Source organism: Porphyromonas somerae, assembly GCF_022845615.1.
Taxonomy (GTDB): domain Bacteria; phylum Bacteroidota; class Bacteroidia; order Bacteroidales; family Porphyromonadaceae; genus Porphyromonas_A; species Porphyromonas_A somerae.
Window position 1 is genome coordinate 2,376,448 of record NZ_AP025559.1, and the last position, 14,883, is coordinate 2,391,330.

Annotated in this window: 14 protein-coding genes; all 14 read left to right on the plus strand. The window is 44.9% G+C overall.

Features of this window, described 5'->3' with window-relative positions; genetic code table 11:
• Positions 1–8 precede the first annotated feature (8 nt).
• The 14 genes from MWL85_RS10075 to recA all read left to right on the plus strand — a co-directional run bounded on the left by MWL85_RS10075 (position 9) and on the right by recA (position 13,889).
• A complete protein-coding gene (locus MWL85_RS10075; protein WP_244400605.1) occupies positions 9–1,145 on the plus strand; it encodes a polysaccharide pyruvyl transferase family protein in 1,137 nt (378 codons plus the stop codon).
• 137 nt (positions 1,146–1,282) lie between these two features.
• Positions 1,283–2,320 (plus strand): EpsG family protein, encoded by a 1,038-nt coding sequence (locus MWL85_RS10080; protein WP_021903188.1) that lies wholly within the window; start codon positions 1,283–1,285, stop codon positions 2,318–2,320.
• A 14-nt stretch (positions 2,321–2,334) separates the two neighbouring features.
• The gene (locus tag MWL85_RS10085; protein ID WP_244400606.1) at positions 2,335–3,297 is read left to right on the plus strand and encodes a glycosyltransferase family 2 protein; all 963 of its coding nucleotides are present in this window, start codon (positions 2,335–2,337) and stop codon (positions 3,295–3,297) included.
• The gene (locus MWL85_RS10090) at positions 3,294–4,403 is read left to right on the plus strand and encodes a polysaccharide pyruvyl transferase family protein (RefSeq protein WP_244400607.1); all 1,110 of its coding nucleotides are present in this window, start codon (positions 3,294–3,296) and stop codon (positions 4,401–4,403) included. Before MWL85_RS10085 ends, MWL85_RS10090 begins: the two co-directional genes overlap by 4 nt.
• Positions 4,393–5,637: a Coenzyme F420 hydrogenase/dehydrogenase, beta subunit C-terminal domain gene (locus tag MWL85_RS10095; protein WP_244400608.1), complete on the plus strand. Its 1,245-nt coding sequence runs from the start codon at positions 4,393–4,395 to the stop codon at positions 5,635–5,637. Before MWL85_RS10090 ends, MWL85_RS10095 begins: the two co-directional genes overlap by 11 nt.
• A gap of 7 nt (positions 5,638–5,644) precedes the next feature.
• Positions 5,645–6,454: a glycosyltransferase gene (locus MWL85_RS10100; protein ID WP_244400609.1), complete on the plus strand. Its 810-nt coding sequence runs from the start codon at positions 5,645–5,647 to the stop codon at positions 6,452–6,454.
• 4 nt (positions 6,455–6,458) lie between these two features.
• On the plus strand, positions 6,459–7,040 hold the full coding sequence (locus MWL85_RS10105; RefSeq protein ID WP_244400610.1) for a sugar transferase: 582 nt from the start codon (positions 6,459–6,461) through the stop codon (positions 7,038–7,040).
• 343 nt (positions 7,041–7,383) lie between these two features.
• Positions 7,384–8,433 (plus strand): coiled-coil domain-containing protein, encoded by a 1,050-nt coding sequence (locus MWL85_RS10110; RefSeq protein WP_244400611.1) that lies wholly within the window; start codon positions 7,384–7,386, stop codon positions 8,431–8,433.
• Positions 8,434–8,587: 154 nt separating this feature from the next.
• Positions 8,588–8,677: a Fic family protein gene (locus MWL85_RS11660; RefSeq protein WP_394802123.1), complete on the plus strand. Its 90-nt coding sequence runs from the start codon at positions 8,588–8,590 to the stop codon at positions 8,675–8,677.
• A 9-nt stretch (positions 8,678–8,686) separates the two neighbouring features.
• The gene (locus MWL85_RS10115) at positions 8,687–9,835 is read left to right on the plus strand and encodes a DegT/DnrJ/EryC1/StrS family aminotransferase (RefSeq protein ID WP_244400612.1); all 1,149 of its coding nucleotides are present in this window, start codon (positions 8,687–8,689) and stop codon (positions 9,833–9,835) included.
• Between the two features lie 384 nt (positions 9,836–10,219).
• Entirely contained in the window at positions 10,220–11,113 is an 894-nt protein-coding gene (locus MWL85_RS10120) for an endonuclease/exonuclease/phosphatase family protein (protein WP_244400613.1), read from the plus strand.
• A gap of 72 nt (positions 11,114–11,185) precedes the next feature.
• Positions 11,186–12,382: a saccharopine dehydrogenase family protein gene (locus MWL85_RS10125; protein WP_244400614.1), complete on the plus strand. Its 1,197-nt coding sequence runs from the start codon at positions 11,186–11,188 to the stop codon at positions 12,380–12,382.
• Positions 12,379–12,861, plus strand: coding sequence for a peroxiredoxin (locus tag MWL85_RS10130; RefSeq protein WP_244400615.1), 483 nt, complete (start codon positions 12,379–12,381; stop codon positions 12,859–12,861). Before MWL85_RS10125 ends, MWL85_RS10130 begins: the two co-directional genes overlap by 4 nt.
• Positions 12,861–13,889, plus strand: coding sequence for a recombinase RecA (gene recA, locus MWL85_RS10135; RefSeq protein ID WP_244400616.1), 1,029 nt, complete (start codon positions 12,861–12,863; stop codon positions 13,887–13,889). The genes MWL85_RS10130 and recA overlap by 1 nt, the downstream gene beginning before the upstream one ends.
• Positions 13,890–14,883: the final 994 nt, after the last annotated feature.

Consider the following 14,883-nt stretch of genomic DNA (forward strand, 5'->3'; position numbering starts at 1 on the left):
GCTTTGATATGGCTAAAATAGGAATTCTTACACAGCCATTGGGGCTAAATTATGGTGGTATTCTACAAGCCTTTGCACTACAACACGTTTTGCGACAGGAAGGGCATTCCCCCATCATTTTAAATAGAGTACGTTCACCGTATGTTAGAATTGCATCTTTAGGATGGAATGCTCTCAATTTTCTACTTGGGAAGAGACCTAAGCTTAGAATTTCACCAAATCATAAAGAGTTGGGAACAATCACTCAATACACTACGAAGTTTATTGATGAGCATATTTCCATAACCGATAGGATTCAGAGCACCAATCAATTGAAGAGCACCTTTAATCATGAAAATATTGATGCGGTTATAGTAGGTAGCGACCAAGTTTGGCGTAAGTCATTCTCCCCATGTATCTCCAATTACTTTTTAGACTTCATATCTGGAAACAACGAGATTAGGAAAGTAGCTTATGCGGCATCATTTGGAATTGACTATTGGGAATATGGCAAAAATGCGACAAAATACTTCAAAGCTCTTGCACAGGAATTTGATGCGATCAGCGTCCGAGAAGACTCTGCTGTAGAGCTTTGCAAGAAACACCTTGATATAGATGCCACTCATGTATTAGACCCTACCATGCTTGTAGATAGGTCGGTGTATGAGGGTTTGGCAAAGTCCCCCACTACAGAACCCAGCAAGGGCAATCTATTTTGTTACGTCTTGGACCGCACCCCTGAAAAGATGGCTTTAGTGAGAAAAGTAGCTGACGACACATCTTTGACCCCTTTCGAATTACTTCCGAAGAAAAAATACTCCGAAATCAAATCAGCTAAAGAATTAGATGATTGTATATTACCTCCCGTTGAACAATGGCTACGGAGCTTTGTAGAAGCCGAATTTGTTATCACAGACTCGTTTCACGGCACAGTTTTCTCAATTATCTTCAACAAACCGTTTATCGTGATTCCCAATCTAAAGAGGGGGGCATCTCGTTTTACCTCTCTACTAGAGGAATTTGGTCTATTAGATCATTTAATTGACTTGGACTCCTCTACCTTTCAGAAGTATTTCTCTTCTGGTTTTGATTGGTCAACCATCAATGAACGATTAAGTATTGATCTCCAAAAGTCATTTAGCTTTATAATGAACAATGTTGAATAACACAATGAATGAGATCGTATTAATTACTATGATTCAATTCAATAACAAATGAAAGATACTGGAACAGATCACTAATATTACAATATATAGCCCTTCCAAAACAATGTCTAAGTAATAAAACATCCATCAAATAGAGAATGTATATATATATACTTTTATACCTAGTATTAGCATTTTTCGGTTACATCAAAAGCCCCAAAAGCAACTTTGCCTATTATTTTATAAGTATATGCTTGGCATTCATATTAGGATTTAGAGCTATCCATGTCGGTGTCGACACAAGAGCATATAACACATATTATGGATATGCTTCATACAATGTAGGACACATGGAGCCAGGCTGGAATACTTTTATTTATCTATCAAAGCTGATAGGCTTATCTTCTTATGGATTCAATTTCTTAGTTGCTTTGATCACGATCCTTCTTATTGCCATTACAATAAATCATTACGCTAAAGGAAATTATAGGTATTTAGGCTTATTCTTCCTAGTATCTATGGGGTTCTATCTAATCATGTTTAATGGGATGAGACAGACATTGGGTATCGCAATCTGCTTCTATGCCTTTTCCCTTATAGATAAAGGCAAAAAAATTGTTCCGGTACTAATTATTATTCTAGCTTGCACAATCCATTCAAGTTGTGTAGTTACATTAGCAGCTTTATTCGTAAAACGCATGCGTGATCTTGAACTATCCTTTGTAGTACACTCATTAATAATTGCTATGACGATAGGGTTAATCGCAAGTGAAGATTTTTTCGCCTTTATTGCTGGATCCTATTCGTACGATGTACTAAAGGAAGGGAGCTTTAACCAAAATCCTATACTTTACTTCTGCACAATGGTACTTTTAAGCAACCTATTCTTTATTTTTATTTTTGTGAATACGCCTAAATTTTTACACAACAACTTATGGTTCAAGCTTTACTTCGTTAGCATGATAATTCAAAGCCTTTTGTTTCAATTGACATATGGACAAAGAATAGTTTATTTTTATTCTATCTCATCATTAATATTATTTCCATTGATAGTTTATCATTCAAAAAAGCGCAAATTAGTCTCTTTAGCTTGTTACTTGTTAGCGACTGCTTTTTTCTTAAGGTTTATTCTGCAAGAAGTCCCTGGTGCTGACGGTTCCCTGCTTCCTTATGTACTGAATTTTGAACCGTTTTAACAATACTAATTCCTATGGTTTCAATTATAGTCCCCATATACAATGCTCAATCATATCTAAAAGAATGCCTGCAATCAATAAAAGATCAGACGTTCAAGGATTTTGAAGTCATTTGCATCAACGATGGCTCGAGAGATGCCAGCCTTATAATTTGCGAGGATTTTACAAAGCTAGATAGTCGCTTTAAGGTCTACTCGCAAGAAAATAAGGGGGTATCTATAGCCAGGAATAATGGAATTAAGCATTCTAAGGGTGAGTTTATCGTTTTTATTGACAGCGATGACATCATTGATAAAAACTATTTAATGACTTTAGTGGGACTATCCAATCAAAACATTGACTTATGCATCGGTCATTACTGTAGGGAATTAACTTCATTGGGAACTATAAAAGGAAGTAGACATGCTACTATCTTCAATCCTCAAACATATATAGATAGTTTACTCAAAAAAAAGATACAGTTCTCAACTATATGTTGTATGCTCTTTAAACGTTCCATAATTATAGACAATAATATTTTATTCAAACCAGAATTGTATTGGGGAGAAGACTCCCTATTTTACTTTACGTATATAGCGAATATCAAAGGTAATATTGCATTATCCTTTAAAGCATTATACTACTATAGACATAATGATTCTTCTGCTATGAACACCGTAGTAGCGTATAAAGCTTTGAGCGCGGTTGATGCATCTCAAGAAACTGAAGATGTACTAATATCTTCTGGATTGCTTAGGCAAGAAGATGCCCTCATAAAAGCTGGAACTATTTTAAAGCTTATATTTATAGCTTCAAAAGCTAATAGCAAAGAACTGTATGAAGCTCTTTATGACAAATATGATGTACATTCCTATATGAAGAAGCTAGCTAAACAGTCGAAGGTTACAAAAATTAGACTTGCATCCATATACTATATTCTATGTGGCAAAAAGTTATTCTATAAGACTTTAATGATCATAAATAAGTTGACAAGATGACAAATATAAATTGTGGTATTATTACTCACTACGATGTGCATAATCATGGAGCTGTACTACAGCTTTTCGCCCTGATTAATGTACTTAGAAAGGACTTTAATATAGAAGCGAAAGCACTAACGTTTGAGAAAAACTATGACTTCATTGACCAAGAACTCAAGAATAAATATGAGCTTTCCCTCAAGTCACTCCCAATTTACTTGAAGTATCTTAAGGAAAGAGGGGTTGGTGCGATGGTCTATAACATTAGAAAAAGACAGACACTGGAGCACTTTAAGAGCAAAGAAAATATAATCGGCCAACACTATCGTAGCTATAAGGCTCTGCAATATGTCATCATTGGTAGTGATGAGGTATTTGCATTGCACACTGGCCCAACTCCTGTCTTTTATGGACATGCACTACCAACCAAGAATGTATTTTCGTATGCTGGTTCTTTTGGCCCTACCAACTTAGAAGATGTGTATAACCTAAACTGCGACTCCTTGGTGAAGTCTGGCTTTCAGAGGATGTCTGGAATTTCTGTGCGAGATCAGAACTCTAAAGATATTGTCAGGTCAATAACAGGGATGGAAGTACCTGTGGTGGTAGATCCCGTTTTGCTCTATGGATATTGTGATGAAATCAGTGGTCAAAGCCGTCCTATCAGCGATAAATATCTCATTGTATACGCTTATGACAGAAGGATGAACGATGCAAAGGAAGTGGAAGCCATAAAAGAATTTGCACATCAAAAAGGCTTAACAATCGTCTCTCCTGGATTCTACCATAAGTGGGTTGACAAGAACATTAACGTTGATCCTATTGAGTTGCTGGGCTGGTTCAAACATGCAGAGTATGTAATTACAGACACATTTCACGGCTCTGTAATGTCACTAATTACTAATAGACCTTTTTCTGTTATTGTCCGCGACAATAGCAATAAGGTGATTAATCTTCTGCGTGAATACAACCTTGAAAGTAGAGTTGTAGGAGAGCTCAAGAGTGATTTATTAGTGCATTATGATAATGTAATTGATTATGCCACCACCAATGATATTATAAAAGAGAAGCGTAGCACCTCTATGCACTACCTCAAGGAGCAATTAAGCAAGAATGAACAATAAAAAGCACATTAATAGCCTTGCGGAACTTCATGCCTGCACTAGTTGCCAAATTTGCTCTGCTGTATGTCCAGTAGAAGCAATATCTATTGAGCTAAACGGTGAAGGTTTTTTTCGGCCGGTAGTTGATGAAAACATTTGTATCGGATGCCAAAAATGCACGAAGTATTGCTATAAGTTTGATGAAGAGGTCATCGGTTCTGATATTAATAAGCTAAGTAAAATCAACCATTACGCTGCTGTAACAAACGACAAGAAGCTACTCCGTAAAACATCTTCAGGTGGTATTGCAAGTGAAATAGCATCTTATCTTTATGATGTTGGTTATAATGTAGTAGGCGTATTCTACAATGTCCAAACAGACTGCCCAGAGCATTATATAGCACGACATAAAAGCGACCTTCCACTATTTAGAGGTTCTAAATATATACATGCAAATAACGAGAAAGTTCTAAAAGAGATCCTAAAGGAGGCCAAAGCGAATGGAGAGAAATATGCTTTCTTTGGACTTCCTTGTGAAGTCTATGCTATTGATCAATTTTCTAGAGCAAATAACATACGTGACCAATTTATTTTAATTGATTTGTACTGTCACGGAGTACCTTCCTACCTAATTTGGGGTAAGTATATAGATGGGTTAAAGAAGAACGAAGCTCAACCTATAGAGTACTCCTATATAAACTTCAGGTCGAAATCACATACTATATGGGGAGAATATAGAATTGAGTTTCAAGATAGTAGCGAACAGACCACATATCTTAGTAAAAACAACGACCCATTTTTTGAATTATTCTTTTCGAACCAACTACTTAACGACTCTTGCAGTAACTGTCACCTTAGGGGCAACCTAAGCTACTGTGATATTAGAGTGGGAGACTTTTGGGGTCCTAAGTATATTCTCAATAGAGATGGATATTCTATTGTTTCAGCCAATAGCAATATGGGGTTGGAAATCATTAACTCCTTGAAAGGGAAAATATCACTCTCCAAATGCGAGGCAGGGGAATTCGCTCCTTATCAGTCGTTATTCAACATTTACCGACCTAATCAAACACTACGAAACAATCTGCTTGAAATGCTTGGCGATGATAAAATAAGGCTCCAGGAAATAGTGGACTACTACTACCAATATAATGGGTCCTCAGCCAGACTAAAATACAGACTTAAGAGTGTACTTAGTCTGTTTCCCTACAGACTTACCCAAGTTATTAAACGCATTTATTACCTAATAAGATAAAACAAATATGTTGTACGTGATAATGAGTGTCTATAAAAATGACACGGTGGAGGATCTGAAGATTGCTATTGATAGCATTTTAGCACAAACCTATAAGGATTTCAAGCTTTACATAAAGCGAGATGGGCAAGTACCTGATGAGCTAGATAACTACCTCGATAGCATTAGTGATCAGAGGGTAACTATTCGCAAAAGGGAAAGCAATATGGGGCTAGCCATCTCTCTTAACGAGTTACTTGATGAAGTGCTCTTACTGGACGACTGTGAGTTTATCGCTAGAATGGATGCCGATGATTATTCACTACCTGTACGCTTTGAAAAACAAGTAAAGTATCTCAAGCAACACACAGATGTGGATATTCTTGGATCATACATTACCGAATCAAATGACCCATTAGATCCAAAAGGGAACCTAGTAAAATATCCCACTGATCACATAGACTGCAGGAATATATTTGGGAAGAGGCATCCTCTAGCACATCCCACAGTAATGTTTAGAAAGAGATATTTTGAGAAAGCAGGACTATACCCAACCGACACACTGCGAGATGAAGATGGCTCCCTATGGCTAAATGGTTTTCTTAATGGTTGTATATTTGCCAATCTGCCAGAAGTATTGGTACGCATGAGGGTTACTTCTGACTTTTATAATCGCAGAAACTCAAATGAGAAAACCAAGCAAGATTACCTGAACCGTGTACGTATAATAAAAGCTCTTGATCTCCCTAAGATTAATTATCTATATGCGTATACCCGGTATTTATTATTTCGTTTCAGTCCTTCGTTCATACTTGAATTAGCATATAAACTAAGATAATTGCATGTGGGTGAAGTGGGTATTTGATAGGGTGATGGCGCTGGTGGGGCTAGTGGTGCTCTCGCCTTTGCTGGCTGTGGTGGCGATACTGGTCTCGATTAAGATGCCTGGTGGGCCAGTACTCTTTAGGCAGAAGCGTGTAGGACAATATGGCGAACTATTCACGATGGTGAAGTTTCGCTCTATGACGGTAGCACACGGCGGCAGCTCTATCTCGGTAGCGGGGGAGGCGCGGATCACGCCTCTAGGGGCTAAGCTCCGAAAGTACAAGCTAGATGAGCTTCCTGAGCTTTGGAATGTACTGATCGGAGATATGAGTTTTGTGGGACCACGCCCCGATGTGCCTGGCTATGCCGACAAACTGGTGGGAGAGGATCGCGAGATACTCCAACTAAAGCCTGGCATCACGGGACCGGCTTCTCTGAAATACCGCAATGAAGAGGAGATACTCGCCTCTGTGGAAGATCCGATCAGCTACAATGATGAGGTGATTTTCCCAGATAAGGTGCGGATCAATAGGGAGTATATGGAGGAGTGGTCGTTTTGGGGCGATATCCGGATCATATTCAAGACGGTGCTGGGGTAAGGAGGTGGAGGGAGAACGAGTAATGGGCTTTGAAGGACTTGAAAGGCGATGATGTCTCTTTAGCGACTGTTGCACAAAGGCGATCTTTGGCGTTGCTATCGGAATTCGGGCTCGGTCACGTACGTAAGTACGCTCCCTTCGCCCTCATCCTCAGCGCCTAACATTTCATCCTACATGCAAAGTCCCAGCACATTTGAACTTAAATGTGTGAGAATGGAACTTCTCGTGCATCATTCGCACTTTAACGACCAGAATGATTGGGGTTGCTTGGAAGTTATTGGTAATTTTGCTACAGAGTTTGTGAGATGATGATGGAGTTATAAACCTTTAGATATTGATGGTTATGAGTGAGGAGAGAGTACAGATCAGTATGTCCAATACCAAGAAGGAGATGTTGGAGGCTTACGAGGCACTTCTGAAGGAGGTGTCGACGAAGAGTAAAGAGAATCCACGCGAGGAGCAAAAACGGGTAGAGCAGGCGAAGGTGGTAACGAAGGCTGAGGGGCTTTCGGCCGAGGAGCTGAACGACTATGCCCGTGAGGTAATGGGGGGATTTGAAAAAGCGGTGGTGCTACTACAGAAACAGCTCAAGGAGGGTTTTGAGAAACTCCATCTACTCAATGAGACCATCAAGGTAAAGGAGGCGTGGATTGAGGAGCTCTATGCTATTCAGAGTAATGCCGACTCGCTCTCGACCCTTATCCTAGCTCAGAAGAAATATAAGGAGGAGGCCCAGCAGGAGCTGGAGCTGAAGAAAAGCCAGTTGGAGCAGGAGATTGAGGAGACTCGTGAGGCGTGGGCTCGGGAGAAGGAGCAGCATACCAACGGTCTGAAGCAAGAGAAGGCTGATATCGCTCTACAGAGGAAGCGTGAGGAGGAGGAGTACAACTACACCACCAATCAGAAACGCAGGGAGGAGGAGGATGAGTTTAAGACGCGCCTACAGAATGAGGAGCGGGAGCTAAGGGAGCGTCAGTCGGCCTTTGAGCGGGAGCACGCCGACCGCCTCAAGGCTCTTACCGATGCCGAACAGGAGCTGGAGCAGCTACGGCAGCTGGCTTCGGGTATGGAGGGACGCATCGAGGAGGCCACTTCGAAGGCTATTGCCACCACGGAGGAGCGACTCAAGAGGGAGCACCGCTTTGAATTTGACCTGGCTCAAAAGGAGACGGAGGGTCAGCTACTGCTGAAGGATCAGCAGATCGGTTTGCTACAGCAGAAGATCAAGGAGATGGAGGCGCAGCTGAGAGAGGCGGGTGTGAAGGTGGCTAAGTCGGAAGAGACGGTAAAGGATATTGCCTTCCGTGCTATTGAATCCTCTACCGTCACCACTCGTGCATTTGCCCGTGAGCAACGCCCCTCCACCCCTCGCGACACCACCGAAGAAAACTAATTCATCGCACACAACCCACAGCCGTATGAAGACTAAAAGAAAGATATAAGCATACTAGATAAGGAGATAAGCATACCAGATAAGAGCAAAAGCATACCAGATAAGGATATAAGCATACTAGATAAGGAGGTAGGCATACCAGATAAGGAACTGCCTGAAGGAGTTGTTGGAGGCAGGGGAACTGGAGTATACCTACCCTGATATGCCGAGGCACCCGAAACAGAAGTATAGGACTAAAGTGTGAGATAGTGATATGGAAGAGAAGAAGAGGATATGGCTATCGCTGGCCCAGATGGGGGGCGAGGAGCAAAAGTATATTAAGGAGGCGTTTGATACCAATTGGGTGGTACCGCTGGGTCCGAATGTCAATGCCTTTGAGCAGGACTTACGCAATTACCTGAATGAAGATGTACATGTGGTGGCACTGAGTGCTGGCACGGCGGCACTTCACTTGGCATTGGTGATGCTCGATGTGAAGCCGGGTGATGAAGTGCTTTGCCAAAGCTTTACCTTCTCGGCAAGTGCCAATCCGATCAAGTACCAAGGGGCAAGCCCTGTATTTGTGGATAGCGAACCGGAGACGTGGAATATGTGTCCGAAAGCACTCCGAAAGGCGATTGAGGATCGGATCAAGGTGACGGGCAATAAGCCGGTGGCGATCATCCCTGTGCACCTCTATGGTATGCCGGCGAAGATGGATGAGATCCTAGCGATCGCCCGTGAGTATGATATCCCTATAGTGGAGGATGCTGCGGAGGCACTTGGCTCTACCTACAAAGGGCGTAAGTGCGGTACGCTGGGTAAGTATGGGGCGCTCTCATTCAATGGCAATAAGATCATCACCACCTCGGGCGGAGGGGCATTGGTGACGCACAGCGAAGCGGAAGCAAAGCGGGTGATGTTTTTTGCCACACAAGCACGCGAACCGGCTCCCCACTATCAGCACGAGCATATCGGCTACAACTACCGCCTCTCGAACATCTCGGCCGGTATCGGTCGCGGTCAGATGGAGGTGCTACAGGAGCATGTCGATGCCCGCAGGAGCCACCACGCCTACTACCGTGAGGCGCTCTCTAAGGTGAAGGGGATTGAGGTGATGAGTGCCCCCTCTAGCGACTTCAATAGCAATTACTGGCTCACCTGTATCACGATAGATAGCAAGGTGACTGGCTATGATCGTGAGGAGCTTCGCCAGCGGTTGGAGGCGGAGAATATCGAGAGTCGCCCACTCTGGAAACCGATGCACCTACAACCGGTCTTTGCCGACTGCCCCTTCTACAGCATGGTGGAGGGCAAGGCGATCTCGGAGCAACTCTTTGATAGGGGGCTCTGCCTCCCATCGGGCTCTGCCCTCACCTCAGCCGACCTAGATAGGGTAATCTCAACGATTGTTGGGAAATAGAGACTGTTGCACGAAGGCGATCTGCCTATTGATCATGGTATGGCTTTGTCCGACCCCTCAGCCGGGGTCGTGGTGGTGGGGAGGAGATGATCATATTCCCCCTGGTCGTTCGGGCTACGCCCTCCGAACAGGGGCTAGGATCCGTCCGACCGCAAGCGGTCGTTTTCCCCTTCCCCAAAAATATAATTAATCACCTATATGATATGGAGATTTAGATTGCCTTACCTAGTTCAATGAATGGCACCATAGTGCAAAATGACCTCCCCTTGTGGGAGGTCAGACGTATCCTAGCCCCCTGTCGGAGGGGCATAGGCCCGAACGACTGGAGGATCATAAGCCATACCACCTCTAATTTGGTTATATTTGCTACAAAAAAAGGAAGATATGAGGAAGCTAAGATCGATCATGGTAGCGGCACTCTTGTTGCTTTTTGTATCGCCACAACTTTTGGCGGAGGGGGAGCAGCTACGGGTGATGACCTTCAATATACGTTATGACAATAAAGGGGATTCGGCACAGCAGTGGAGCCTCAGGAAAGCTGGTGTGGCACAGTTACTCAACAGTCAAGCCATTGACTTACTGGGAGCTCAGGAGGTGCTGAAAAATCAGCTGGAGGACCTTGTCGCAATCCTTCCCCACCACAACTTCATCGGTGTGGGAAGGGACGATGGGAAGGAGGCAGGGGAGTATGCCCCCCTCTTCTACGACACACGCCGCTTTCAGCTTAAAGAGGGCGGTTACTTTTGGCTGTCGGAGACGCCAGAGGTGGCGAGTATCGGTTGGGACGCAGCTTGTGCTCGCATCGTCACTTGGGGCTACTTCTATGACCGTGAGGCTCAGCAGGAATTGGTCTGCTTCAACCTCCACCTAGACCATGTGGGAAAGGGGGCTCGCAGAGAGAGTCTAGCGCTCCTCACTAACCATATTGAGCCCTTTATCCAAGCGCAAATACCTGTAATAGTGATGGGCGACTTCAATGCGGCACCGAGTGAAGAGCTGATGCAGCACCCCCTACCCTTGCTTGATAGTTATTTAGAGAGCCCTGTGAAGGAGGGGCCCAACTGGAGTTTTCACAACTTTGGGCGAATCCCTCTGCCTGAGCGTCAGCGGATCGACTACATCTTTTACTCACCCCTACTCGCTCCCATCAATTATCAGAGCATCCACCCCAATAATGAAGAGGGGGCATGCTTTCTTTCCGACCACACCCCTGTAGTTGTCACCTTTGGATATAATGGGGAAAGAAAAATGGTAGCGCCAACTTGCTCCACTTTATAATAGCTAAAAAAGTGGTATCTTTGAGTGAATGAGTATTTAGTAAGTAACACCCTTAAGACGAATAAAAGTAATATGAAAGGACGTGTACTGATCATAGGTGCCGGAGGTGTAGGCACTGTAGTAGCCAAGAAGGTGGCGATGAATAGCGATGTCTTTACCGACATTATGCTCGCTAGCCGCAATAAAGCAAAGTGCGACGCAATAGCCAATAATATCAAGGAGGCGAAGATCAAGACCGCACAGGTGGATGCCGACAACGTGGAGGAGTTGGTAGCTCTCTTCAATGAGTTTAAGCCTGAGTTGGTGATCAATGTAGCCCTTCCTTACCAAGACCTCACCATTATGGATGCTTGCTTGGAGTGCGGGGTCAACTACCTCGATACTGCCAATTACGAGCCAAAGGACGAGGCGAAATATCAATATAGCTGGCAGTGGGCTTACCAGGACCGCTTCAAGAAGGCTGGGCTGACTGCTATCCTAGGTTGTGGCTTCGACCCTGGGGTAACTAGTGTCTTCACCGCTTATGCGGCGAAGCATCATTTCGATGAGATCCACTATCTTGATATCGTGGATTGCAACGCTGGCGACCACCACAAGGCTTTTGCCACCAACTTCAACCCCGAAATCAATATCCGTGAGGTGACCCAAAGGGGTAAGTATTGGAAAAATGGCCAATGGATTGAGACCGAACCGCTATCTATCCACAAGCCGCTCACCTACCCCGAGGTAGGCCCGCGTGAAAGCTATCTCCTCTACCACGAGGAGCTGGAGAGCTTGGTGAAGAACTTCCCAAGCCTCAAGAGGGCACGCTTCTGGATGACCTTTGGGCAGGAGTATCTCACCCACCTCAGGGTGATCCAAAATATCGGTATGGCAAGTATTGATCCGATCAATTATGAGGGGAAGGAGATCGTACCGATCCAATTCCTCAAGGCGGTACTCCCCGACCCTAAAGAGCTAGGCGAGAATTATACCGGTCAGACCTCTATCGGCTGTCGTATCCGTGGCATCAAGGATGGCAAGGAGCGTGCCTACTACATCTATAATAATTGTAGCCACGAGTCGGCTTACAAGGAGACCGGTGCGCAGGGCGTTAGCTATACCACTGGCGTGCCAGCTACCACTGGGGCGATGATGTTTTTCAAAGGCCTCTGGAGTGGGCACGGTGTCTTCAACGTCGAGGAGTTTGACCCCGATCCATTCCTAGAGGAGGTGGCAAAACAAGGGCTCCCATGGCATGAGCTTCACGATATAGATCTAGAGCTATGATAGAGATAGGCGATAAGATCCCCGAAATCCTAGGGGTGGACCAAGATGGTAAGGAATACACCCGCAAGGGACTGAAAGGGCAGAAGTTGGTACTTTATTTCTACCCAAAGGATAATACCAGTGGTTGCACTGCCGAGGCTTGTAGTTTTCGTGACGGCATGGCCGACCTACAGGATGCTGGCTACCAAGTAATAGGAGTGAGCAAGGATAGTGCCAAGAGCCACCAGAAGTTTATCGAGCAGCATAGCCTCCCCTTCCCGCTCATCGTGGATAGCGAGACTGAGCTACAGCAAGACTTTGGCGTCTGGGTGGAGAAGAGCATGTATGGCCGAAAGTATATGGGCACGCAGCGTACCACTTTCCTCATTGATGAGGAGGGTGTGGTGAGAGGTAAGTTCTCCGGCCGGGAGATCAAGACCAAGGAGCATGCCGCACAGGTACTTAAATTGATCAAACAATTAGAAGAAGATAAAGAGTAATGGCAAAGGAAGAGACAAAGGAGCAATCGGCAGAGCAACAGCAGAAGGAGAAGGCACTTAAGTCGGTGCTGGATAAGATTGAGAAGACCTTCGGCAAAGGCTCGATCATGAATATGGCGTCGCAGGAAATCGAGGATATAGAGGTGATCCCTACCGGCTCCCTCAACCTCGACATTGCCCTCGGCGTAGGAGGATACCCCAAGGGACGAATTGTGGAGATCTATGGTCCAGAGTCGTCAGGTAAAACCACACTCGCCATCCACGCTATCGCAGAGTGCCAGAAGCAAGGTGGCTTCGCCGCCATCATCGATGCGGAGAATGCATTCGACCGCAGCTATGCCGAAGCCCTCGGGGTAGACCTCTCCAAGCTTTGGATATCTCAGCCCGATACGGGAGAGCAGGCACTTGATATCGCTGAGAATCTGATCCGTTCGTCGGCAATGGACCTCATCGTGATCGACTCCGTGGCGGCACTGACCCCAAAGGGTGAGATTGAGGGCGATATGGGTGAGAATAGAGTGGGTCTTCATGCCCGACTGATGAGCCAGGCTCTGCGTAAGCTCGCCGGTATCATCAATCGTACCAAGACCACCTGTATCTTTATCAACCAGTTGCGTGAGAAGATTGGCGCCTACGGCAACCCCGAGACCACTACCGGTGGTAACGCCCTGAAGTACTACGCCTCGGTACGACTAGATATCCGCAAGAGCACTCCTATCAAGGATGCTGATGGCGAAGTGATCGGTAACCTCACCAAGGTAAAGGTGGCAAAGAACAAGGTGGCCCCTCCCTTCCGTCGCGCTGAGTTTGATATCATGTTTGGCCGAGGTATCTCCAAGGTTGGCGAGATCGTTGACGTAGGTGCAGACCTAGATATCATACGAAAAAGTGGCTCATGGTATAGCTATGAAGATACCAAATTGGGACAAGGTAGAGACAAAGCGATTGAAGTCCTCAATGAAAATCCCGACTTATTGGAACTCATTGAGAATCAAATCCATGAGCAACTTGGAGCAAAAGCAAAGTAAATATATTTACTAATGGAGCTATACATAGCATCGTTTATTGTATATATATTCAAGAAACTAGTGTTATAAAGCATAGGGATTTACTTGGTAAGATGTTAAGATTTGATGACCTTTGTGTTGTCAGAAAAGCATAACCTAATCAATCTTTCTTACCTAACATCCTAATATATTGTGGAATGACCGACAAAGGCTGTACGCGAAGTACAGCTTTTGGCGTTTTAAGAGGATACTGCAAAAGGGGCACCCATAACGGGCGCCCTTTTTTGTTGCCTCAACCGATTAGTTTCGACGCAATGAAACTCCAGTTTCGATGCAATGAAACTCCAGTTTCGACGCAAAGAAACTCCAGTTTCAACGCAATGAAACTCTGGCCGATGCGGTAAAAAAAAGAGACTCCGCATAAGCTATCGAATGCTCTGGATAGTGGCTTTTCAAACAAGTCGGAGGGGCATCCCTCCCCAAGCCCCGAACGACTGTTGCAGGTACGTTATTATTCGATGATTAAGGAAACCCCGAAAGGGGTTTCACGGTGTAATAACCCAGGCTTCCCCCTGAGGGCAAGCGACAGCGAGCCGGAAGGTGAAGCTTGGGTAGTAAGAATCAACGCATCCACACTACCCCGAAGGTGTTGCATATAGATAACAACCTATGAATCTCAAAGTGCAACCCCTTCGGGCTTCTACCATCAGCACCCGCGAGGGTGCCACTCAGATAGCCACCGGTCAAGGCTCGCCCTCCCCATAGCTCCGAACGACTGGCGGGAACCTAGCACCCCAAACCCTACGACCCTTGCGGTCGCACTCGTATCGGCTTGTGCGACCACAAGGGTCGAATACTATACCGTGCCTTTTTCCCGCCAGTCGTTCGGAGTTAGCACTCCTCCGACAGGGGGCTATCTGAATGGCACCCTGTCGGGTGCTCTGGATACTCTTATCAGTCAAGTCGGACAACCTTCTTCAGAGCAAGATAAAGACCTCCAACGATTGGAGGTCAT

What these genes read in the sequence shown, in the direction of transcription:
- MWL85_RS10115 (WP_244400612.1), top strand. Translation starts at nt 8,687, where the DNA reads ATGGAAGAGAAGAAGAGGATATGGCTATCGCTGGCCCAGATGGGGGGC.
- MWL85_RS10110 (WP_244400611.1), top strand. Translation starts at nt 7,384, where the DNA reads ATGAGTGAGGAGAGAGTACAGATCAGTATGTCCAATACCAAGAAGGAG.
- recA (WP_244400616.1), top strand. Translation starts at nt 12,861, where the DNA reads ATGGCAAAGGAAGAGACAAAGGAGCAATCGGCAGAGCAACAGCAGAAG.
- MWL85_RS10075 (WP_244400605.1), top strand. Translation starts at nt 9, where the DNA reads ATGGCTAAAATAGGAATTCTTACACAGCCATTGGGGCTAAATTATGGT.
- MWL85_RS10085 (WP_244400606.1), top strand. Translation starts at nt 2,335, where the DNA reads ATGGTTTCAATTATAGTCCCCATATACAATGCTCAATCATATCTAAAA.
- MWL85_RS10130 (WP_244400615.1), top strand. Translation starts at nt 12,379, where the DNA reads ATGATAGAGATAGGCGATAAGATCCCCGAAATCCTAGGGGTGGACCAA.
- MWL85_RS10120 (WP_244400613.1), top strand. Translation starts at nt 10,220, where the DNA reads ATGAGGAAGCTAAGATCGATCATGGTAGCGGCACTCTTGTTGCTTTTT.
- MWL85_RS10080 (WP_021903188.1), top strand. Translation starts at nt 1,283, where the DNA reads ATGTATATATATATACTTTTATACCTAGTATTAGCATTTTTCGGTTAC.
- MWL85_RS10105 (WP_244400610.1), top strand. Translation starts at nt 6,459, where the DNA reads ATGTGGGTGAAGTGGGTATTTGATAGGGTGATGGCGCTGGTGGGGCTA.
- MWL85_RS10125 (WP_244400614.1), top strand. Translation starts at nt 11,186, where the DNA reads ATGAAAGGACGTGTACTGATCATAGGTGCCGGAGGTGTAGGCACTGTA.
- MWL85_RS10100 (WP_244400609.1), top strand. Translation starts at nt 5,645, where the DNA reads ATGTTGTACGTGATAATGAGTGTCTATAAAAATGACACGGTGGAGGAT.
- MWL85_RS10095 (WP_244400608.1), top strand. Translation starts at nt 4,393, where the DNA reads ATGAACAATAAAAAGCACATTAATAGCCTTGCGGAACTTCATGCCTGC.
- MWL85_RS10090 (WP_244400607.1), top strand. Translation starts at nt 3,294, where the DNA reads ATGACAAATATAAATTGTGGTATTATTACTCACTACGATGTGCATAAT.